This window comes from Streptomyces sp. NBC_01622, assembly GCF_045209635.1.
GTDB lineage: Bacteria > Actinomycetota > Actinomycetes > Streptomycetales > Streptomycetaceae > Streptomyces.
Genome location: NZ_CP109293.1, coordinates 3,092,503 through 3,114,482 on the forward strand (window position 1 = coordinate 3,092,503; position 21,980 = coordinate 3,114,482).

16 protein-coding genes are annotated in these 21,980 nt (G+C 71.4%); 10 read left to right on the plus strand and 6 right to left on the minus strand.

All coding sequences use genetic code 11. The features are described from left to right. Positions 1–74: 74 nt before the first annotated feature. Positions 75–4,007, plus strand: coding sequence for a type VII secretion protein EccCa (gene eccCa, locus OH768_RS13780; RefSeq protein WP_406465259.1), 3,933 nt, complete (start codon positions 75–77; stop codon positions 4,005–4,007). A 61-nt stretch (positions 4,008–4,068) separates the two neighbouring features. Here the strand turns inward: eccCa and OH768_RS13785 are convergent, their stop codons facing one another. Beyond that, positions 4,069–5,352, minus strand: coding sequence for a S8 family serine peptidase (locus OH768_RS13785; RefSeq protein WP_406453465.1), 1,284 nt, complete (start codon positions 5,350–5,352; stop codon positions 4,069–4,071). After that, positions 5,349–8,690 (minus strand): right-handed parallel beta-helix repeat-containing protein, encoded by a 3,342-nt coding sequence (locus OH768_RS13790; RefSeq protein WP_406453467.1) that lies wholly within the window; start codon positions 8,688–8,690, stop codon positions 5,349–5,351. Before OH768_RS13790 ends, OH768_RS13785 begins: the two co-directional genes overlap by 4 nt. A gap of 229 nt (positions 8,691–8,919) precedes the next feature. Here OH768_RS13790 and OH768_RS13795 point away from each other — a divergent pair, with 229 nt between their 5' ends. Continuing rightward, a complete protein-coding gene (locus tag OH768_RS13795) occupies positions 8,920–10,056 on the plus strand; it encodes a hypothetical protein (RefSeq protein ID WP_406453469.1) in 1,137 nt (378 codons plus the stop codon). A gap of 58 nt (positions 10,057–10,114) precedes the next feature. On the opposite strand, the gene OH768_RS13800 is transcribed toward OH768_RS13795, so the two are convergent. Beyond that, positions 10,115–10,546 carry a DUF6299 family protein gene (locus tag OH768_RS13800; protein ID WP_406453471.1) on the minus strand — a complete coding sequence of 144 codons (432 nt, stop codon included), beginning with the start codon at positions 10,544–10,546 and terminating at the stop codon, positions 10,115–10,117. A 254-nt stretch (positions 10,547–10,800) separates the two neighbouring features. On the opposite strand from OH768_RS13800, the gene OH768_RS13805 reads away from it, so the two are divergent. From OH768_RS13805 to OH768_RS13830, 6 genes are all read left to right on the plus strand, one after another. Then, complete coding sequence (locus OH768_RS13805) at positions 10,801–10,995, plus strand: DUF5999 family protein (RefSeq protein WP_406453472.1); 195 nt, start codon at positions 10,801–10,803, stop codon at positions 10,993–10,995. 123 nt (positions 10,996–11,118) lie between these two features. Next, positions 11,119–11,943, plus strand: coding sequence for a PaaX family transcriptional regulator C-terminal domain-containing protein (locus tag OH768_RS13810; RefSeq protein WP_406453474.1), 825 nt, complete (start codon positions 11,119–11,121; stop codon positions 11,941–11,943). 130 nt (positions 11,944–12,073) lie between these two features. Beyond that, positions 12,074–12,625, plus strand: a complete 552-nt coding sequence (cysC, locus tag OH768_RS13815; protein ID WP_200716405.1) for an adenylyl-sulfate kinase — start codon at positions 12,074–12,076, stop codon at positions 12,623–12,625. After that, positions 12,622–13,521, plus strand: coding sequence for a sulfate adenylyltransferase subunit CysD (cysD, locus tag OH768_RS13820; protein WP_406453476.1), 900 nt, complete (start codon positions 12,622–12,624; stop codon positions 13,519–13,521). Before cysC ends, cysD begins: the two co-directional genes overlap by 4 nt. A 2-nt stretch (positions 13,522–13,523) precedes the next feature. After that, the gene (locus OH768_RS13825) at positions 13,524–14,735 is read left to right on the plus strand and encodes a sulfate adenylyltransferase subunit 1 (protein WP_406453478.1); all 1,212 of its coding nucleotides are present in this window, start codon (positions 13,524–13,526) and stop codon (positions 14,733–14,735) included. Positions 14,736–15,000: 265 nt separating this feature from the next. Continuing rightward, positions 15,001–15,456, plus strand: coding sequence for an ATP-binding protein (locus OH768_RS13830; RefSeq protein WP_406453480.1), 456 nt, complete (start codon positions 15,001–15,003; stop codon positions 15,454–15,456). A 23-nt stretch (positions 15,457–15,479) separates the two neighbouring features. On the opposite strand, the gene argF is transcribed toward OH768_RS13830, so the two are convergent. Together argF and OH768_RS13840 are read right to left on the minus strand one after the other, a co-directional pair. Next, complete coding sequence (gene argF / locus OH768_RS13835) at positions 15,480–16,487, minus strand: ornithine carbamoyltransferase (protein WP_406453482.1); 1,008 nt, start codon at positions 16,485–16,487, stop codon at positions 15,480–15,482. A 77-nt stretch (positions 16,488–16,564) separates the two neighbouring features. After that, the gene (locus OH768_RS13840; protein WP_406453484.1) at positions 16,565–17,788 is read right to left on the minus strand and encodes an arginine deiminase; all 1,224 of its coding nucleotides are present in this window, start codon (positions 17,786–17,788) and stop codon (positions 16,565–16,567) included. 160 nt (positions 17,789–17,948) lie between these two features. Here OH768_RS13840 and OH768_RS13845 point away from each other — a divergent pair, with 160 nt between their 5' ends. Further along, positions 17,949–18,989, plus strand: a complete 1,041-nt coding sequence (locus OH768_RS13845) for an SPFH domain-containing protein (RefSeq protein ID WP_406453486.1) — start codon at positions 17,949–17,951, stop codon at positions 18,987–18,989. Beyond that, positions 18,986–19,885 (plus strand): hypothetical protein, encoded by a 900-nt coding sequence (locus OH768_RS13850; protein WP_406453488.1) that lies wholly within the window; start codon positions 18,986–18,988, stop codon positions 19,883–19,885. Before OH768_RS13845 ends, OH768_RS13850 begins: the two co-directional genes overlap by 4 nt. 4 nt (positions 19,886–19,889) lie before the next feature. Here the strand turns inward: OH768_RS13850 and OH768_RS13855 are convergent, their stop codons facing one another. After that, a complete protein-coding gene (locus tag OH768_RS13855) occupies positions 19,890–21,599 on the minus strand; it encodes an HEXXH motif domain-containing protein (protein WP_406453490.1) in 1,710 nt (569 codons plus the stop codon). Positions 21,600–21,980 lie beyond the last annotated feature (381 nt).

Genomic DNA, 21,980 nt, shown 5'->3' on the forward strand with positions numbered 1-21,980 from the left:
GCGAAGTCCGTTAGGAGCCCCAAGCGTTGAGCGTGGTCCTGTTCCGTCGTCCGGCCCGCCGTCGCGGACCCGACATGCCCGCCGGCGAGTTGGTGCTCCAGGAGCCGCCGACTCTCATGGAGATCGTCCCGGACACGTCCGCGGTGTGGACGTATCTGCCGATGGCGATGATGTCGGTCTCGATGATGATGATGTTCATGCGGTCGGGCGGTCAGTCCAGCGGCATCTTCATGTACCTCGCGCTCGGCATGATGGTGATGGCCGCCGGCGCGATGATGGTCGGTCAGGTGATGCGCAAGGCCGGCGACCGCAAGCAGCGGCTGCGCGGTGAACGCCGGGACTATCTGCGCTACTTGGCGCAGAGTCGGCGTACCGTGCAGCGGGCCGTGGTCGAGCAGCAGCTCGCCCTGGCCTGGCGGCATCCCGAGCCCCGGGTGCTGCGCACCATGGTCCGCACCACGCGGCTGTGGGAACGCCGGGTGAAGGACGACGACTTCGGCGAGGTGCGGATCGCGGTCGGCGACCAGCAGCTCGCCATGCGGCTGACTCCCGTCTCCAGCAAGCCGGTTGAGGACCTCGAACCGCTGTGCGCGCACGCGCTGCGCCGTTTCATCCGCGCCTACAGCACCGTTCCCGGCCAGCCCATCGCGCTGTATCTGCGGTCCTGGTCAAGGGTGTTGGTACGCGGCGACCGGGATGCGACCCGCGGGATGCTCCGCGCCGCGCTGGCCCAACTGGCCCTGTTCCACCCGCCGGAGGAGCTGTGGATCGCGGTCTGCGCCGCCGACGAGGTGCGGGCCGAGTGGGAGTGGGTGAAGTGGCTGCCGCACAATCACCACCCCCAGGAGACGGACGGCGCAGGGCCGTTGCGCATGGTGGCCTCGGCCTTCACCGATATGGAGGACCAGCTCGGCAGCGAGTTCTCCGAGCGGCCCGCGTTCGACCCGGACGCGGTGCCCGGCCGTGACGAGCCGCTGGTGGTGGTCGTGGTGGACGGCGCGGGCATCCCGGCCGGCCACCGTTTCGACGGGCCGGGCTTCCGCAACGCGATCGTCCTCGACCTGTCCGACTCGCTCACCTGGCGGCCCGGCCGCACCACGCTGCGCCTCGACGTGACTCCGGACGCGGTCGCTCTGGTGCGCACCGACCGCAGCCGCAAGGAGCAGACCACGGTCCTGGGCCGTCCCGACCGGGTGGGTCCGGTGGCCGCCGAGTCGCTGGCCCGGCTGATCGCGCCGTACCGGATGAGTCTGTCCTCCGACGCGGTCGAACCGCTCTCGAACGACACCGAGTTGACGACCCTGCTCGGCATCGCCGACCTGCACCGGCTCGACCCCGACACGCTGTGGCGGCGGCACACCGGCTCCGGCCGGCTGCGCGTTCCGGTCGCGGTGGGCGCGGACGGGCGGCCCGTGGAGCTGGACATCAAGGAGTCCGCGCAGGGCGGCATGGGCCCGCACGGCATGCTGATCGGCGCCACCGGTTCCGGCAAGTCCGAGCTGCTGCGCACCCTCGTGCTCGGCCTGGCGCTCACCAACTCCTCCGAGACCCTCAACTTCGTCCTGGTCGACTTCAAGGGGGGCGCGACCTTCCTCGGCCTCGACGAACTCCCGCACACCTCCGCCGTCATCACCAACCTCGCCGACGAGGCCGCTCTGGTGGAGCGCATGCAGGACGCGCTGCACGGTGAACTCATCCGCCGCCAGGAGCTGTTGAGGTCCGCCGGCAACTACACCTCGGCCCTGGAGTACGAGAAGGCGCGGGCCGGCGGCGCCGATCTCGCGCCGCTGCCCAGCCTGTTCGTCGTCGTCGACGAGTTCAGCGAACTCCTCGCCTCGCACCGGGAGTTCATGGAGCTGTTCGTGATGATCGGCCGCCTCGGCCGGTCGCTCGGCGTGCATCTGCTGCTGGCCTCGCAGCGCCTGGACGAGGGCCGTATGCACCAGCTGGAGTCGCACCTGTCGTACCGGATCGGTCTGCGCACCTTCTCCGCGATGGAGTCCCGGGGTGTCCTCGGTGTCCCCGACGCGTACGAACTGCCCTCGCAGCCCGGCAGCGGCTATCTGAAGAGCGGGGTCGAGGCCCTCACCCGCTTCCGTGCGGCCTACGTCTCCGGCCCGTACCGCAGGCGCGGCGGTGCCGTCGCGCAGGCCCGGGTCGCCACCCAGGTGGTGCCCTGGTCGACCGGGTACATCGTGCCGCGCGCTCCCGCGCCGGCCGCGATCGCGCCGGAGCCCGAGGCGGAGGAGAGCACCGAGAGCCTGCTCGCGGTGGCGCTGGACCGGCTGCGCGACTCCGGGCCGCCCGCGCACCGCGTGTGGCTGCCGCCGCTGGACACCGCCTCCCCGCTCGACGTCCTGCTCGGCGGTCTCGCCGAGGACCCGGACCGCGGTCTGGCCGCGTCCCGCTGGACGGGCGCCGGGAAGCTGCGGGTGCCGGTCGGTCTGGTCGACAAGCCGTTCGACCAGCGCCGTGACCCGCTCGTGGTGGACCTCGCCGGGGCGGGCGGCCATGTCGCGGTCGCGGGTGGTTCGCAGAGCGGCAAGTCGACGGTGCTGCGCAGTCTCATCATGGCCCTCGCGCTCACCCACACCCCGCGCGAAGTCCAGTTCTACTGCCTGGACTTCGGCGGCGGCACGCTCTCCCAGCTCACCGGGCTGCCGCACGTCGGCGGGGTCGCGGCCCGCCTCGACACCGAGCGGATCAGCCGTACGGTCGCCGAGGTCACCGCCGTCCTCACCCAGCGCGAGCAGTTCTTCCTCGACAACGGCATCGACTCGATGTCCACCTACCGGCGCCGCCGGGCCGCCGGGGAGTTCCCCGACGAACCGCACGGCGACATCTTCCTGGTGATCGACGGCTGGTCGGCGGTCCGGCAGAACTTCGACCAGTACATCCCCACGTTCAACCAGATCGCCACCAGCGGTCTCAACTACGGCATCCACCTGATCGTCGCGACCGCCCGCTGGCTGGAGCTCACCGCCCCGGTCCGCGACCAGTCCGCGACCCGGCTCGAACTGCGGCTCGGCGACACGATGGACTCCGTCGTGGACATCCGCAAGGCGAGCGCCGTGCCCCAGATCCCGGGCCGCGGTCTCACCGTGGAGACCAAGCTGCACTTCCTGTCCGCGCTGCCCCGCGGTGACGGTTCCACCGATCCGGAGACGCTCAGCGAGGGTGTCGCGGACCTGGTGGACCGGATCGCCTCGGCCTGGCACGGGCCGCGTGCCCCGCAGGTCCGGATGCTCCCGCACCGGCTGCCCGCGGCCGAACTCGCCGAGCCGGAACTCGGCGACGGCCAGAGCCTCAAGCTGGCGCTCGGCCAGGACGAGGAGACCCTCGGCACCGTCTGGCACGACTTCTCCCGCACCCCGCACCTGGTCGCCGTCGGCGACACGGAGAGCGGCAAGACCAACCTGCTCCGGCTGGTAGCGGACTCCGTCGTCGCCCGCTACACCCCGGCCGAGGCGCGCATCCTGGTCGTGGACTACCGCCGCGGCCTGGTCGACGCGGTCCCCGAGGAGTACCGCCTCGGCCACGCGGTGGCCCTGGAGGCCCTCAAGCAACTCGTCGGCGGCTCGGCGAAGGCCCTGCGCACCCGCGTCCCGGGCCAGGAGATCACTCCGGCCCGCATGCGGCAGGCCGACTGGTGGACGGGCCCGCGGCTGTTCGTCCTCGTCGACGACTACGACATGGTCGGCGGCGGCACGGTCATGGACCACCCCTTCGCCCCGCTCTTCGAACACCTCGCCCTGGGCCACGAGTTGGGCCTGCACGTGGTGGTCGCCCGCTCGGCGACCGGCGCGGGCCGCGGCCTGAACGACCAGCTCCTGCGCCGCCTCGACGAGGTCAACACACCAGGCATCCTGATGTCCTGCTCCCCGTCCGAGGGCTACGTCTTCGGCAACGTCAAACCCCGGGTCCTTCCCCCGGGCCGGGCCCTCCACATCGTCCGCCGCAAGCCGTCCCTCATCCAGACGGCACTGGCGGCCGGGGCGGAGGAGTAACGAACGAACGAGGTGAGCAGTCGATCGGGGGGCGGGGGCCGCACAGGCCCCCGCCCCCGATTCAGCTCTCCGTGGTCCCCTGGGGACCGACGCCCACCGGAACCGAACTCCCCGCGCCCTCCGCGCCTTCCGTGCCCTCGGTCCCGGCCATACCCTCCGGCCGCGACGGGCGCCAGCCCAGCCGACGACCCCGGGGCAGAACCAGGCCCAGCCACACCACCGCGATGATCACGGCGAGGCCCGCCGACGCGGGCCACAGAGCGCGCCGGAGCGGCCCGGCGGCCTTGTCGGCCGGCAACCGCACCGGAGAGGCAGGGGCAGCGGCGGCCGGTGCCGAAGCGCCGGTCAGGACCGACGTGACGGCCGCGTACGGGTCGAGGCGGGGCACGTCGGCCGGGTATGCGGAGGTGCGCAGCAGGTTCGCGGTCTGCGCGGCCGTCAGGTCCGGGTGGACGGAGCGCACCAGCGCCGCCGCCCCCGCCACGAACCCGGCGGCCAGCGACGCCCCGGAGCCGATGTAGTGGCCGTTCTTCGCGGGGCCGATGCCGACCACCCCGTCACCGGGCGCGGCGATGGCGGCACTGTCGGTGGTGTACGCGCCGGTCGGCCGCTTGCCGTCCACGTCGACGTCGAGGACGGAGAGCACTCCGTCGTCGGCAGCCGGGTAGTAGTCGCGGGCGGGCGGGCTGTCCGTCGCCGAGGTCGCCGTCGCCGGGGTGTCCGGTACGGCGGCGGCGATCACCAGGACGTCCTTCTTCGCGGCGAGCGCGACGGCCGAGCGGAGCGTGGGGGTGTTGCCCGCGAGCGCAGCCGACACCGTCACCACCTTCGCCCCGCCGTCCACGGCGGCCCGGATGCCGTCGGCGACCCGCTCCGCGGTGACCGCCCCGCGCGCGTCGCTGCCGCGCACCGCGAGGATGCGCGCCTGCTGCGCCACGCCCGCGAACCGCACCCCGTCGGCTACGGCTGCGCCGACCAGCCCGGCCACGAAGGTGCCGTGTCCCACGCAGTCGGTCCCGGCGTCGCCGACCGCCGTGACCCGGCCCTTGAGCGCGGGTGCGGAGGCCGAGACCCCGGTGTCGACCACGCCGACGGTCACCCCGGCGCCCGAGGCGAACGGCCAGGTCCGGGTGAGCTGCAGCGAGACCTGTTCCCACGGCAGGTCGGTGGCGCGGACCGGCGAGCCCGCCGTACAGGCCGCGCCGGCGTCCAACCGCGTGGCCAGCACGGGGAGTTGGACCGTGTTCCCGGCCGCCGCGGCGGACCCGGCGCCGAGCGCGCTCGCGGCGGCTGTCAGCAGCAGGGCCAGACCGGCGGCGACGGCCTTGCCGTGTGCCGTCGTCATGCCCGGGCCGCCCCGCTGGAGGAGGAGGCACTCGCCGGGTCGGCGAGGTCCTCCGGGAGCAGCAGCCGCAGGTCGTCGAGACTGGGCACGGCGAGTCGGCTGAGGCGGCCCGCCTGGCGGGTCATCATCCGCTCCAGGATCTGGCGGGCGGTGCGCGCGTTGCCGAAGGACCGGTCGCGGGGCAGCGCGTCGAAGTGCTGCCGCAGTACCGGCCCGAGCCCGGCCGCGCACTCGTACCCGAGCTGTACGGCGTGTTCGCGGACGATGGTGACCAGCTCGTCGGAGGAGTAGTCGGCGAACTCCACCCGGCGCGAGAACCGGGAGGACAGGCCCGGGTTGGAGGCGAGGAACGTCTCCATCTCCTGGGTGTAGCCGGCGACGATGACGACCACCTTGTCCCGGTGGTCCTCCATGAGCTTCAGCAGGGTGTCCACGGCCTCCCGGCCGAAGTCGGAGCCGGAGGCCTCTCGCGGGGTGAGGGTGTAGGCCTCGTCGACGAACAGCACGCCGCCCAGGGCCCGTTCGAAGACCTCGCGGGTCAACTGCGCGGTGTGGCCCACGTATCGGCCGACGAGGTCGGCGCGGGACACCTCGACGAGCTGGCCGCGCGGCAACACGCCCAGGGAGGCGAGGAGTTCGCCGTAGAGACGGGCCACGGTGGTCTTGCCGGTGCCGGGCGGGCCGGTGAAGACGAGGTGGTGGCTGAGGCGGGGCACCGGGAGTCCGGCGGCCTCTCGCTGCTTGGCGGTGGAGACCAGGTTGACGAGGTCGGTGACGTCCCGCTTCACGGCGTGAAGGCCGACCAGCGCGTCCAGCCTGCTGAGCGCGTCGTCGCCGGGGTCGACGGCGTTCGGGCCGTCGGCGGCGGTGCGGGCCGCCGCCTCGCTGATGTCCTGGGGCAGCAGCAGCGAGAGGTCCTGCTCGGTGACGTCGGTGAGCGCGGACAGCCGGACGGCCTGCCGGTCCACCATCTCCTCGAACACCTGGCGTGCGGCACGGCCGTTGCCGAACCCGGCGTCCTTCGGTATTCGCTCGAAGTGCACCGCGAGCGCGTGCCGGGTCTCGTCGGCGAGCGCGTACTGGTGGCGTACGCACATGCTCTCCATGATCTCCACCAGCTCGGGCACCGAGTAGTTCTCGAACTCGACGGTCCGTGAGAAACGGGACGCAAGACCGGGGTTGGAGCCGAGGAAGCTGCGCATCTCTTCGGAGTAGCCCGCCGCGACGACGACCACGTCCTCGCGGTGGTCCTCCATCAGCTTCAGCAGGGTGTCGACGGCCTCGCGTCCGAAGTCGGCGCCGGAACCACGGGAGTCGGAGGTGAGGGTGTACGCCTCGTCGACGAACAGGACGCCGCCCAGGGCCCGTTCGAAGGCCTCGGTGGTCTTGATGGCCGTACCGCCGATGACCTGGGCGACGAGGTCGGCGCGGGAGACCTCGACGAGGTGTCCGGAGCGCAGGGCGCCCAGCTCGGCGAGGATCGTGCCGTAGAGGCGGGCCACGGTGGTCTTGCCGGTGCCGGGCGGGCCCGCGAAGACCAGGTGGCGGCTCATCGGCGGTGCGGACATGCCGAGTTGGGCGCGGCGCCGGGCGAGCTGGGTGAGGTTGACGAGGGTGCGGACCTGTTCCTTGACGTTGTCCAGGCCGATCAGGCCCTCCAGCGCGGCCATCGGTCCGTCCGGGCGTCCGGGCCCCTCCGACTCCGGTACGGTGCCCGCCGGGTCGGTGCCCTCGGCCTCGCCGAAGCCCCAGGCGTCGCGGGACTCGTTGCCGGTGCTGGTGAGGTTCTCCACGGCCAGCCTGCCACCGGCCTTGGCCTGGACGAGGCCGCCGCCCTTGTTGTCGCGGACCGTGCAGCCCACGACCGAGACCGGTGCCTCCGACTCGACGCGGATGCCGTCGCGGTCGTTGCCCGCGGCCTCGCAGCCGTTCAGGGAGGCCCGGCCGCCGTCGCGGACCAGGAAGCCGTGCTCGGCACAGGCGGCGGTCCGTACCCGGTTGGCCGTCAACTCGCCGCCGGTGTCCACGAGTACACCGCAGCCACCGGCCGAGACCAGCTCGCCGTCGCGGAGCGCGGCCGTGCCCTCGCCGCCGATCTCCAGACCGGCGCCACCGGGGCTGTTGACCCGGAATCCCGCGAGATAGACGTTTCCGCCCGCCGCGACCTCCGCGCCCGCGCCGCCCGGCGCCTCCACCGTGCAGTCCTCCACCCGGCCGCGCCCGCCGTCGCGCACGGAGACACCGGAGCCGCCCGCGCCGGTGATCCGGGCGCGCCGCACCAGCGGGTTGGCGTTGCCGCGGATCACCACACCGGCGCCCTTGACGTCGATGATCTCCACGCGCTCCAGCTCGGCCGCCGCGTCCTCTTCGAGGAGGACACCGTCCGATTCGCCGTCCCGGACGGTCAGCGAGGTCAGCGTGGGCGAGGAGGCACCGGCCACCCGCAGCGCCGCCGTCTGGGCGCCGGTCAGCCAGCAGTCCTCGTAGGTGCCGCGTGAACGGTCCGTCACCAGAAGGCCGTTGCCCGTGGTGCGGGCGGTGCGGCAGCGGCGCAGCACCGGGTCGCTGCCGTGCGAGACGATGATGCCGGGCCCGCTGGAGCCGGTGACCCGCACCTCCTCCAGCTCACAGCGGGCGGTGCTGGTCACATGCACACCGATGGAGGTGTCGCGGATCACGGTCCGCAGCACGCGGATCGAACTGCGCTCCTCAAGTGCCAGGGACGGCTTGTCCGTTGAGGCCAGATCACAGTCTTCCACGGAGCCCTGCGCGTCGCCGTTGGCGAGCACGCCGTTGCCTCGCGCGTCCCGGATCGTGCAGCCGCGAAGGGTGGCCCGGCCGCGCTCGCCGATCACCACACCGCTGGTGCCGAGGTGTTCGAGGGTGCAGGACTCCAGCGAGCTCTCGGTCGTCGAGGTGACGACGACGCCGGCGCCGGTGCGGTTGGACACCCGGCACTCGCGCATCGCCAGCGAGCCGGAGTTGCGGGCCAGTACGGTCGTCCACGAGGCGCCGGACAGATCGCAGCCCTGCATCGCGACCTGCCCGTGCGAGGCGTCCACGGCGGGCTGTTCCTCGTCCTGGCCCTGGACCACCAGGTCGGTCAGCATCACCGCGTCCACGCGCAGCGAGATCACGATGCCCTTGCGCGGTGCCAACCGGACGGTGCCGCGCGCCTGTTCGGCGACGATGGTCACCCGGGTGGTGACGACGAGGTTCTCCTCGTACGTCCCCGGGCGCACACTCAGCACCGCGCCTCCGCGCGCCCTGGCCAGGGCCTCTCCGATCGTCCGGGCGTCCCCGGTGCCCTCCGGACAGACCGTCAGTACCTGGCGCACTCAGCTGACCTCCTCGTGTCGGCACCTGTCGGTTGCGGCCAACCCCATCATGCCGTACGGCAAATTATGTGCCGTCCCGCAACAGCCGTACCAGCACCGGAGCTTGTGCGTGACGATTGTTAACTCCCGGGAAAGGAACCGCCGTTGGCGCACGTGCGTGTATGCGCGTGAAAGGATTGTCCATACAGACGTATGACGAACTGCTGGGCGATTGGGGCGGACAGGGCGGATGACAGACCGAACCGGACCGACCGCGGGGAAGACAGCGGCAGAGACCTCGGCAGCGGCCACCCCGGCCGGGGAGACCGCCACCGCGTCGACCTCGGCGACCGAGAAATCCGCAGCGACGAGTACAGCGAGTGCGACACCCAAGTCCCGCTCAGGAGCTGCCGGTTCGGGCGGGACCGGCTCCGCGGAGTCCGTCGCGGCGGAGCTGAGCCGGCCCGCGGCCCCGGCCGCGGAGACCGAGGCGCTCGCCGGTGCCGGCCGCAGGACGGCGGAACCCGACGGGCCGGCCGGCCCGGAGTCCGCCTCCGCCGGACCGGCGGGGCAGGAGGCCGCCGAGCCCGAGGCGCCCGCCGTGGCGGTGGCCGCGAGCGTCCCCGAGGGGGACGGACCCACCCCCGGCGACACGGCCGCCGCGTCCGTCGGCCGCCCGGGCCGCCCGCTGCTGGCCGGTGCCGCGGTGCTCGGCGCGCTGCTGATCGCCGTACCGGGGCTGCTGATGAGCCGGGACCGGACGCCGGAGAACCACGACCGGGTCGTCGCCGATCAGGCGGGCACGATCCTCGGCGACGGCGCGACGCAGGGCGCCGGGGCGTACGCCTCGTCCGACCCGTCCACTCCGGCACAGTCCGCCACACCGAAGACCGCCCAACCCCACAAGACCTCGGGCAAGACGACCGTCGCGCAGCCGGTGAGCGAGCCGACGGCGGTCAAGACGAAGAAGCCGACCGCGGCGGCGAAGCCGACGAAGAAGTCCACCACGACCAAGTCCGGGACGAAGTCGGGCACCACCACGACGTCGAGCTATCCGTCGGACGTCCTCGTCACGGCCACCCGGGTGCTGAGCGCGGGCCAGTCCATCAACGCGAAGAAGGCGCGGCTGCGCATGCAGACCGACGGCAACTTCGTGCTGTACGACGAGAACAACAAGGCCCGTTGGGCCACCATGACCTTCGGTTCGAACTACCACGCGGTCTTCCAGGCGGACGGCAACCTCGTCGTCTACACCTCGGGCAACCAGCCCGTCTGGGCCAGCCAGACCAGCGGCCACGACGGCTCGATCCTCCGGCTCCAGGGCGACGGCAACATGGTGATCTACTCCGGTTCGACCCCGATCTGGGCAAGCAACACCCAGCACTGACCGGCTGAACTCCCGTCCGGCCCGCCCCCGTTGAGGTGGCGGGCCGGAGACGCGAGGCTCAGCTCCCGGTCAGGGTGATCGCCTGCTGCTGCGCCGCGTGGAAGCGGGGCAGGGGCAGGCCGCCCTGGGGGGCCAGCTCCATCACCGTGGCCTCGACCTGGGCCGGGCCGGGGTCGAGCGGGTCGGACGAGGGCTTGCCCGAGTTCTCCCAGCTGTGCTCCATGCCGTCGCAGACCGCCCGGGTGCCGCCGATGCCGTGCCGGACCGCGGAGTCGCCCTGGGAGACGGAGGAACTGACGAAGACCGGGCCTGAGCTGCCGATACAGCGGTAGGTGCCGGAGAGGGTGACGGTGCCGTCTGGGGCGATACTGCCCGTGGGGTCGACCGTCACCGTCTCGTAGGAGTCGGCGGACGCGGTCGCGGCGGGAGCGGCGGCGACCAGCAGCAGCGCGGCACCGGCCGCCGAACCGAGGGCGGAACGCAGGGACATGGGAATACCTCCTGAAGTATCTGAAGCAGAGGTCTCCACTGGTACCGGTCGAGCGCCCCGGCTCCCGTGATCGTCACTCCTTCGGTGGCGAGTCCGCACCGAGCGTCGTGGAACCGTCCGAGTGTTGTCCGCGTGTTGTCACGCTTCACAGCAGCCTGTTCCGATGAGTTCGCGACGGGAGGATGGTCTGTATATGCGATGCGGGGCGGCGAAGGAGCCGCCGGAACGGATCGCATCCGACGTGGAGGTACGCCATGTGTTCCCACCAGTCCTCGTGCCCCGTGACCGACACCGAGACCGTGCACGTCGTCTCCGCCCACCCCGAGCAGGGCTGGACGCTGCTGTGCGACGGCGCGATCGTCTTCGACGACAGCGGCCTGCTGCTCCCCGACGGCCGGATCGTCGCCCCGCACCGGGTACCGGCCGACCAACTCGCCGTCGCCGCCTGACCCTTCCCACCTGACCGTTCCCGCGTGATCGTCTTCCCGGACGCGCTGCCCACGGTGACCTTCGAACCGTGAAGGTTCAGCTTGCGTACCCGAGGTGACCAGCAGTGATGCTGACGACCTAAGATGATCAACGTGTCCGACCAGCATGCTCCACGGTCTCTCATCGTCACGCTCTACGGCGCGTACGGCCGCTTCGTACCCGGCCCGGTTCCGGTCGCGGAACTGATCCGGCTCCTGGCCGCCGCCGGCGTCGACGCGCCTTCGGTGCGCTCGTCGGTGTCCCGCCTCAAACGGCGCGGGCTACTGGTGCCCGCCCGTACCGCACAGGGCGCCGCCGGCTACGAACTGTCGCCCGAGGCAAGGCAGTTGCTCGACGACGGCGACCGGCGCATCTACGCGGCCAGCCCCTCGGACGACGAGGGCTGGGTGCTCGCGGTGTTCTCCGTCCCCGAGTCCGAACGGCAGAAGCGGCACATCCTGCGCTCCCGGCTGTCCGGCCTCGGCTTCGGCACCGCAGCCCCGGGCGTGTGGATCGCGCCCGCCCGCCTGTACGAGGAGACCCGGCACATCCTCGGGCGGCTGCGGCTCGACCCGTACGTGGACTTCTTCCGCGGTGAGCACCTCGGCTTCGCGGCGACCGCCGACGCCGTGGCCCGCTGGTGGGACCTGACCGCGATCGCCAAGGAGCACGAGGCGTTCCTCGACCGCCACGCGCGGGTGCTGGCCGACTGGGAGCGGCGCGCGGACACCCCGCCCGAGGAGGCCTACCGCGACTACCTCCTCGCCCTGGACTCCTGGCGCCACCTCCCCTACGTCGACCCCGGCCTCCCCGCCGCCCTGCTCCCCCATGACTGGCCGGGCGCCCGCTCGGCCGAGGTGTTCCGGGCGCTGCACGCACGGCTGCGGGACGCGGGGGCGGTGTTCGCGGGCATTATGAACAGTTCATGACGAACCGCCGCGGCCTCTTGCGCACCACCGGTCACTCAGCTAACCCTCAGCTTCTTTAGCAGGTCCTCTCAGAGTTCTTACCTAGCCTTCAACGACGTCGCTCGTCGGGTAAGAAAGAGGACTGTTGCGCATGACCACCACGGCCAGGGCTCAGGGAGCCACCGTCTGGCTCACCGGACTGCCGAGTGCGGGCAAGACGACGATCGCCCAGCACCTGAGCGATCGTCTGAGAGCCGAAGGGCATCGCGTGGAAGTCCTCGACGGCGACGAGGTACGCCGCTTCCTCTCGGCCGGCCTCGGCTTCTCCCGCGAGGACCGCAACACCAATGTGCAGCGCATCGGCCTCGTCTCCGAGGTGCTCGCCCGCAACGGCGTCCTCTCCGTCGTCCCGGTCATCGCCCCCTACGCCGACAGCCGCGAGGCCGTCCGCAAGCGGCACGAAGCGAGCGGGACGCCGTACATCGAGGTGCATGTCGCGACCCCCGTGGAGGTGTGCAGCGAGCGCGATGTGAAGGGCCTCTACGCCCGCCAGGCCGCGGGCGCGCTGACCGGTCTGACCGGCGTCGACGACCCGTACGAGCCGCCCACGGACCCGGCGCTCACGCTGCCGACGCAGACGCAGAGCCCGCAGGAGTCCGCGGACGCGGTGTACGCCGTGCTGGCCGAGCGGGGGCTGCTGTGACCTTCTCGCTCTCGCACCTGGACGCTCTGGAGTCCGAGGCGGTGCACATCTTCCGTGAGGTGGCGGGTGAGTTCGAGCGGCCGGTGATCCTCTTCTCCGGCGGCAAGGACTCCATCGTCATGCTGCATCTGGCGCTGAAGGCGTTCGCTCCGGCGCCGGTGCCCTTCTCGCTGCTGCACGTGGACACGGGACACAACTTCCCCGAGGTCCTTGAGTACCGGGACCGGGTGGTCACCGCACATGGGCTGCGCCTCCATGTGGCCTCCGTACAGGACTACATCGACCGCGGTGTGCTGCGCGAACGTCCGGACGGGACCCGCAACCCGCTCCAGACGCTGCCGTTGACGGAGAAGATCCAGCGCGAGAAGTTCGACGCGGTCTTCGGCGGCGGTCGCAGGGACGAGGAGAAGGCGCGGGCGAAGGAGCGGGTGTTCTCGCTCCGGGACGAGTTCTCGCAGTGGGACCCGCGCCGGCAGCGGCCCGAGCTGTGGAACCTCTACAACGGGCGGCACGCACCCGGCGAGCACGTCCGCGTGTTCCCGCTGTCCAACTGGACCGAGCTGGACGTCTGGCAGTACATCGCCCGCGAGGGCATCGAGTTGCCCGACATCTACTTCGCGCACTACCGCGAGGTCTTCAACCGGGGCGGTATGTGGCTCACCGCCGGTGAGTGGGGCGGGCCGAGGGCGGACGAGACCGTGGAGAAGCGGCAGGTCCGGTACCGGACCGTCGGGGACATGTCCTGCACGGGCGCCGTCGACTCCGACGCGGCCACGCTCGACGACGTGATCGCCGAAATAGCGGCCTCCCGGCTGACCGAGCGGGGCGCGACGCGTGCCGACGACAAGCTGTCCGAGGCCGCGATGGAAGACCGCAAGCGCGAGGGGTACTTCTAACCATGAGCACGACCACCATCGACACGCTGCGGTTCGCGACGGCCGGTTCGGTCGACGACGGCAAGTCCACGCTCGTAGGACGGCTGTTGCACGACTCCAAGTCGGTCCTCACCGACCAACTCGAAGCCGTACAGCGGGTGTCGGCCGACCGCGGCCAGGACGCGCCCGACCTCGCGCTGCTCACCGACGGCCTGCGCGCCGAGCGTGAGCAGGGCATCACGATCGACGTGGCGTACCGCTACTTCGCCACGCCCCGCAGGCGGTTCATCCTCGCCGACACCCCGGGCCATGTGCAGTACACCCGCAACATGGTCACCGGCGCTTCCACCGCCGAGCTGGCGATCGTCCTCATCGACGCGCGCAACGGAGTCGTGGAACAGACCCTGCGGCATGCCGCCGTGGCCGCGCTGCTGCGGGTGCCGCACGTGGTGCTGGCCGTCAACAAGATGGACCTGGTCGGGTACGAGCAGGCGGTGTTCGAGCGGATCGTCGAGGAATTCGCGGGCCACGCGGCCGAGTTGGGGCTGCCGTCCTTCACGCCGATCCCGGTCTCGGCGCTCGTCGGCGACAACGTGGTGGACCGTTCGGCGCACATGGACTGGTACGAGGGCCCGGCCCTGCTGGAGTTCCTGGAGAACGTCCCGGTGGGCGCCGACCCGTCCGACGCGCCGGCCCGCTTCCCCGTGCAGTACGTGATCCGTGACGGTGAAGTCCGTTGGTACGCGGGGCAGTTGGTGTCCGGTTCGCTGCGGGTCGGCGACCGGGTGACGGTGCACCCCTCCGGTGAGACCTCCGAGATCACCGGCATCTCCGTGCTCGGTACCGGGGCGGACGCGGCGTACGCGCCCCAGTCGGTGAGTCTGCGTCTCGCCGACCAGCGGGACGTGTCGCGCGGCGACATGATCACCGCCGGGGTCGACGCGCCCGTGCTCGCCCAGGACGTCCGGGCCGCCGTATGCCATCTGGCCGACCGGCCGCTGCGGGTCGGCGACCGGGTGCTGCTGCGGCACACGACCCGGACGGTCAAGGCGATCGTCAAGGACCTCGGCGGCGCCACCGCGCTGCTCGCGAACGACCTGGGCCGGATCACCCTGCGCACCGCCGAGCCGCTCGCCCTCGACGACTACGCGGTCTCCCGCCGCACGGGCGCGTTCCTGGTGATCGACCCGGCGGACGGCGCCACGCTCACCGCGGGCATGGCCGACCTGACCTGATTGCCTCACCTGCGACGCCCTCGGGCCCCCGTTCGAAAACGGGGGCCCGAGGGCGTTCCCGTGCCATGCCGAAATGACCTGTCGCCGTCGCAGCCGTCACGAGATGTCAATAGCGCGGTAACAAGGGGAGCTGTCGTGCGAGGGAGGGCGTTGTACCGGGTATGCCGCTCGGTACCGGGACGAAGGTCCCGTACGGCGCCCGCCGAGAGACCCTGACAAAGGGCGCCGTACCATTCATATAGTTGAAAGCAGGACAGCCTGCTCCATGAACGGACCCGCCTTGCAAGAACACCCCTCCGCCTCCGCCTCCTGGCGCATCGCACTGCCGCACACCGCCGCGGCCGTGCCGGTGGCCCGCGCACTGGTCCGTACGGCTCTGTCCGAGGTGAAGCACACGGCCGACAGCGACACCGCGGAGCTGCTGACGGCGGAGCTGGTCGCGAACGCGGTGGAGCACACCGCCGGTGACGCCCCCATAGAGCTCGTGGTCGAGCTGCTGCCCTCCGGCTGCCGGGTCGAGGTGCACGACCCCGACCCGGAGCCGCCCGCGAGTCTGACCAAGCCCGCCGACCAGGAGCCCGACCCCTGGCAGGAGCACGGACGCGGCCTGCTGCTGATCCGCGCGCTCAGCTCCTCGTGCGGCCACCGCCCCACCGAGTCGGGCAAGGCGGTGTGGTTCCGGCTGCCCGTCGTACCGGCGCAGTGGCGTCCGGCGGGATAGCCGGCCCGCGTTCTCAGGACTGATCAGGCGAGCGTCGCCACCAGGACCGCCTTGATCGTGTGCAGCCGGTTCTCCGCCTGGTCGAAGACGACCGAGTGGGCCGACTCGAAGACCTCGTCCGTGACCTCCAGGGAGTCGAGGCCGTGGGTCTCGTATATCTCGCGGCCGACCTTGGTGCCGAGGTCGTGGAAGGCCGGCAGGCAGTGCAGGAACTTGACGTCCGGGTTGCCGGTGGCCCGCAGGACGTCCATGGTCACGGCGTAGGGCGCGAGGGCCGCGATCCGTTCGTCCCAGACCTGCTTGGGCTCGCCCATGGAGACCCACACGTCGGTGACGACGAAGTCGGCGCCCGCCACACCGTCCTCGATCCCCTCGGTGAGCGTGATGCGCGCGCCGCTCCGCTCGGCGAGCGCGCGGGCGGCGGTGACGATCTCCTCGGCGGGCCAGTACGACTTCGGGGCGACGATCCGTACGTCCATGCCGAGCAGCGCGCCGGTGACCAGGTAGGAGTTGCCCATGTTGAAGCGGGCGTCGCCGAGGTAGGCGAAGGCGATCTCCTTCAACGGCTTGTCGCTGTGCTCGGTCATGGTGAGCACGTCGGCGAGCATCTGGGTGGGGTGCCAGTCGTCGGTGAGCCCGTTGTAGACCGGGACGCCCGCGTACGCGCCCAGTTCTTCCACGGCGGCCTGGCTCTCCCCGCGGTACTCGATGCCGTCGTACATACGACCGAGCACCCGCGCGGTGTCCTTCACGGACTCCTTGTGCCCGATCTGCGAGCCCGACGGGTCGAGGTAGGTCGTCGAGGCGCCCTGGTCGGCCGCGGCGACCTCGAACGCGCAGCGGGTGCGCGTCGAGGTCTTCTCGAAGATCAGCGCGATGTTCTTCCCCGACAGGTACCGCGTCTCGCCCCCGGCCTTCTTGGCGGCCTTCAGCTCGGCGGCCAGCTCGATCAGGCCGCGGAACTCCTCCTCGGAGAAGTCCAGCTCCTTGAGGAAGTGGCGGCCGGCGAGGGCGGTCGGGACTGTCGCCATGGGGGCGCTCCATCGGTGCGGGTACAGAGGTACACGAGAACAGGGACGATTGGAATTCTATACGATATCTCGAATTTCTATACGGCCTCGCGCTCGACCGGGCAGCTCATGCAGCGCGGCCCGCCCCGGCCCCGGCCCAGTTCGCTGCCCGGGATCTCGATCACCTCGATGCCCTGCTTGCGCAGAAACGTGTTGGTGGTGGCGTTGCGCTCATAGGCGACGACGACGCCCGGCTCGACGGCGAGGACGTTGCAGCCGTCGTCCCACTGCTCGCGCGCGGCGGCGTGCACGTCCTGGGTGGCGGTCAGGACACGGATCCCGTCCAGCCCGAGGGCGGCGGCGATCGCGCGGTGCATGTGCTCCGGCGGATGGTCGGTGACCTTCAACTCCTTGTCGCCGACGCCCGGTTCGATGGTGTACGACCGCAGCATGCCGAGCCCCGCGTACTGGGTGAAGGTGTCGCCGTCGACCATCGTCATCACCGTGTCGAGATGCATGAAGGCGCGCTGCTTGGGGATGTCGAGCGCCACGATCGTGCGCGCGGAGCCCTCGGCGAACAGCTTGTGCGCGAGCATCTCGACGGCCTGCGGGGTGGTGCGCTCGCTCATGCCGATGAGCACCGCGCCGTTGCCGATGACGAGTACGTCCCCGCCCTCGATGGTGGACGGGTAGTCGGCCTGCCCCTCGGACCAGACGTGGAACTTCTCGGTACGGAAGAGGGGATGGTGCCGGTAGATCGCCTCGAAGTGGACGGTCTCGCGCTGCCGGGCCGGCCAGCGCATGGCGTTGACGGAGACGCCGTCGTAGATCCAGGCGGAGGTGTCCCGGGTGAAGAGGTGGTTGGGGAGGGGGGCGAGGAGGAAGTCGTCGAGGTCCATGACGTGGAAGCGGACGGAGGTCGGCTCCGCGTGGGCGTCCAGGAACTCGCGCTTGGTCATGCCGCCGACCAGCGCCTCGGCCAGTTCGGGTGCGGGCAGCGCCTCGAAGGCGGCGCGGAGGTGGTCGGTGGCGAGGGGGCCGTACTCCTTCTCGTCGAAGACGCGGTCCAGGACCAGTGACCGGGCCGCCGGGATCGCCAGGGACTCGGCGAGCAGATCGCCGAACAGGTGGACCGCGACGCCGCGGTCCCGCAGCACGTCCGCGAAGCCGTCGTGCTCGGCGCGCGCCCGGCGCACCCAGAGCACGTCGTCGAAGAGGAGGGCGTCCTTGTTGCTGGGGGTGAGCCTTTTGAGCTCGAGATCCGGCCGGTGCAGGATGACGCGGCGCAGCCGCCCGGTCTCGGAGTCGACATGGAGTGCCATGTCTCCATCCTGACCATCTCGGACCGAGTTCACCCCCTACTTGTCATACCGCCACTTGTTTTCGTCCTCTTGACGACAAGTGCGTTGGGCGATTATCGTCTTATTGACGAGATCGATGCGGGATCTCACGGGATCTTCCGACCGGATCTGAGGGACTCTGATGGCCGACATCACCCGGCGCCTGGGCTGGCGCCACCTGCGCGGGGCTCCGACGGCGCACATCCGCCACCACCGCTCGGGCAAGTTGCTGCACGACGGGCCCGGACTCAGCTTCTGGTTCCGTGCGTTGACCGCCGCGCTCTCCGAAGTGCCGGTCGACGACCGGGAGTTGGCCATGACCTTCCATGCCCGTACGTCCGACTTCCAGGACGTGGCGGTCCAGGCGACCGTCACCTACCGGATCAGCGACCCGGCCCTCGCCTCCGCACGCCTCGACTTCTCCGTCGACCCGGACACGGGCGTGTGGCGAGGCGCGCCCCTTGAGCAGCTGGGCACCCTGCTGACCGAGACGGCCCAGCAGCACGCGCTGGCCGTACTCGCCCGAACTCCCCTCGCGTCGGCTCTGGTTGACGGGGTGACCGCGGTACGGGAGCGGATCGCGGCGGGACTCGGCACCGAACCCCGCCTCCCGGCCACCGGTATCGAGGTGGTCGCCGTCCGCGTGATGGCGCTGCGGCCCGAGCCCGAGGTGGAGCGGGCGCTGCGCACCCCGGCCCGCGAACAGATCCAGCAGGAGGCGGACAAGGCCACCTACGAACGCCGGGCGGTGGCGGTCGAGCGGGAGCGCGCGATCGCCGAGAACGAACTCGACAGCCAGATCGAACTCGCCCGCCGCGAGGAGCAGTTGGTCGACCAGCGCGGCACGAACGCCCGCCGCGAGGCAGAGGAGCACGCGGCGGCCGACGGGGTCCGCGCGGAGGCCGAGGCGACCCGGACAGTACGGCTCGCCGACGCCGAGGCCGCGCGTTCCGTACGGCTCGCCCGTGCCGAGGCCGAGGGCTCGCGCGAGGTGGGCGACGCGCGGGCGTATGCCCAGGCGGCCTGGCTGCGGGTGCACGCGGATGTCGACGTCGCGACCCTGAACGCGCTCACCGGGACGCGACTCGCGGAGAACCTGCCGAACATCGACAGCGTCACGATCTCGCCGGACGTGCTGACGGGGCTGCTGGCCAAGCTCGGTACTGGCGAGGCCGGCGCGTGAGTCTCGCACCGCGGGTCGTCCTCGTCCACCGGACCACGGAGTACGAGGAGTTGGTGGCCCGGCACGGGACGCACGGCCAGGCCGCGTACTTCCTGCGGTCGCGCGGCCGGGACATCGAGGAGGTCGCCGAACGGCACCGCCGGACCAGGCGGGCGCTGGCCGAGGTCTCCTCGGCGGTACCGCTGACATGGCGTCAGACACGGGTCGAACGGGCCGACTTGGACCGGTTTCTGTTCGCGCCGGAGGACGTGGTGGTCGTGGTCGGGCAGGACGGGCTGGTCGCCAACGTCGCCAAGTACCTCACCGGGCAACCGGTGTTGGGCTTCGACACGGACCCCGGGCGCAACCCGGGCGTCCTGGTCCGGCACCGGCCGTCGGACGCCGCCGTCCTGCTGCCCGCCGCGCACGCGGCCCGCACCGGGGTGGACGAACTCACCATGGTCGAGGCCGTCGCCGACGACACGCAGCGGCTGGTCGCGCTCAACGAGATCTATCTGGGAGCCGTCGGTCATCAGACGGCCAGATACCGCCTGGGTCTGGAGGGCGACGGGGGTGTCGTCGAGGCCCAGGCATCCTCCGGGGTGCTCGTGGGAACGGGCACCGGGGCCACGGGGTGGCTCCGGTCGGTGTGGCAGGAACGGGGCAGCGACCTGTCCCTGCCACACCCCTCGGAGGGCCGGTTGGTGTGGTTCGTACGGGAGGCGTGGCCGTCGCCGGTGACGGGGACGTCGTTGGTCGCGGGTGAGCTGGGTGGTTCGGCGGTACTGCAACTCACCGTCGAGTCCGAGCAGTTGATCGTGTTCGGGGACGGGATGGAGGGGGATGCGCTGGAGTTGACGTGGGGGCAGGTGGTGGGGGTGGGGGTTTGTGGGGAGCGGTTGCGGTTGGTGGGGTGAGATGTCACCTGCTGGGCAGAGGCTGGAGGAGTTCCGGCCGGGCCAGCATGCGGCGGGTGGTCCGACCCGGGTCCAGGGCCGCTCTGGCGACGATCCAGCCGGCGAGGGCGTGCGGTTCGGTGGGGTCGGCAGTCAGTACGTCGGCGTAGCGGGTGAGCGCGGCGGCCGGGTCACCGGCGGACAGGTATTCGTCGGCGGTGCGCGGGACGTCGGGCGGCGCGGCGAAGGCGTATGTACGAGTGTCGGGCCAGGACACCCGCTCGGTACGGAAAACAGGGGTGTCCGGCGCGGCCGGTGACACAGGGACGGGAAGCACGTTGCGCAGCCGCCACTCGGTTCGGTGCAGGGCCGCGGCCATTCGGGCCCGAGTCAGGGCGGACACCGGGACGGTCTCACGCAGCCAGCCGTCCAGCGTGCGCGCGAGCCCCGCCACGAACCCGCGCCCCTGAACGGTCAGTCGGCCGCTCGCCAGCAGGGTCCGCACGGCAAGACGGCTCTGCGTCCGACGCAGCGCGAAGTGATACCCGGCCACCTCCACCGTCTCGGGCCGCCGCGCCTCGGCCATCCGGTCCCGCCAGAAGCCCGCGACACCGGTGAACGCGTACGCGCCGTGCAGGAGACCGGTGAGGTGCCGGGGATCTCCGCGCCACGGGGCGTAGTACCGCTCCTCGCGGTCGTCGTCCAGCAGCCGGAACAGGTGGAGCAGGGCGCCCAGTTTGCTGTGCTGGAACTCGTGGACAAAGGTTTCCGCAAGAGCGAGGGGGGCGGCGGGGCGGGCGATGACCATGCCCCCGTAGGAATCACCGCTGGAGGCGGAGAGCCGCACGGTAGGCGGGGCGGCGGGCAGGACACTTGTGCGGCCCCACGGCACGACAGCCCGGATCTCGGCGGGATCGAGCCGACCGGGACCGTACATGCCCCGCGCGATGACGATTCCCACCGCCTCGTCGAACAGTCGCTGCCATTCCGCCGCCTCCTCGGCGTCGAGCCTGGCAGGAGCGATGGGGTCGTCGAGGTCGCGGTACGGATCGAGATCGTCCAGTGGGACGGCGGCTGTTCCCGACGGTCCTGCGAGTGTGAGGGTGCGCAGGGGCACCCAGTGCGGGGCGGGGTCCGGTACGTCCTTGGCAGCATGTACGGGAACGGGGGCGGGGTCAGGGAGGACGAGAGCGGGTACGTCGGTCGCCTCCGACACAAGGTTCAGTTCGCCGTCCCTCACCTTCGCCCGGCCGACCGACAGACCTCGCGGCGCGCCCGGCAGCCGCGCCATTCCCAGGCCGGGGAGGATCAGGGCACCGTCGGCGAGTGGAACCCTGAGGTCGGCTTCCGTCCCGGCGCGCAGAGCCGCCGAGACGGCCAGGGCGTTCAGGTGGCCCGTCTCTGCCCAGAGCGTCGGTCCCGCGGCGGTGCCGTGCAGCCGGCGCAGCACATGGGCCAGCCAGCCGCCGGTCTGCGGTGCGAGGAGTAATCGCTCGACCGGCCCGGGATCCCTTGCGGCCGCGCTCTTGAGGGTGCGCCATGCCTCAGCCGGTGGATCCAGCGGTGTGGGCACCGCGTCGAGACGAGCGAGCAAGGTACGCAGGAGCAGCAGCCTGCGGACGCGTTCACCGCGCGCGAGAAAGGCGAGAGCCTCGGACGAGCCCCCGCCGGCGGCGAGTTCCTCGAAGAGGTGGCTCGGCATGCGGAGCGGGGGCGTGGGCTGCTCGCTGGTCATTCCGGGAACCTCCGGTGAGGCGTGCGGGCGCGCGAGGAAGACTGCCGCCCGCTCACGGCTCATCACTCCGCCCTGCCTGGCTCGGGTCCCCCTTTCGTACTGCTACGGGCACGCAGAATCTCGATGAGGATGGGGGAATCGGAAAGGAGCGGACTAAGACTGTCCAATGCAGTCAACGGTACCTCCGTGAGGTCTGCCAGATCCGACTCCCAGACGAGAGCATCACCTGCCGCGACTGCCGGCTCGCGGGCGGCGGCTTGGGCGTCGTGCAGAGCAGGCGGCTGGTCCAAGGTGCATCCCCTTTTCACACAGTGGCACTCGATGCCCCGCATTACTGTCCATCATGACGAACACAGCCCCAGTCGGAAACCCGTACGATCA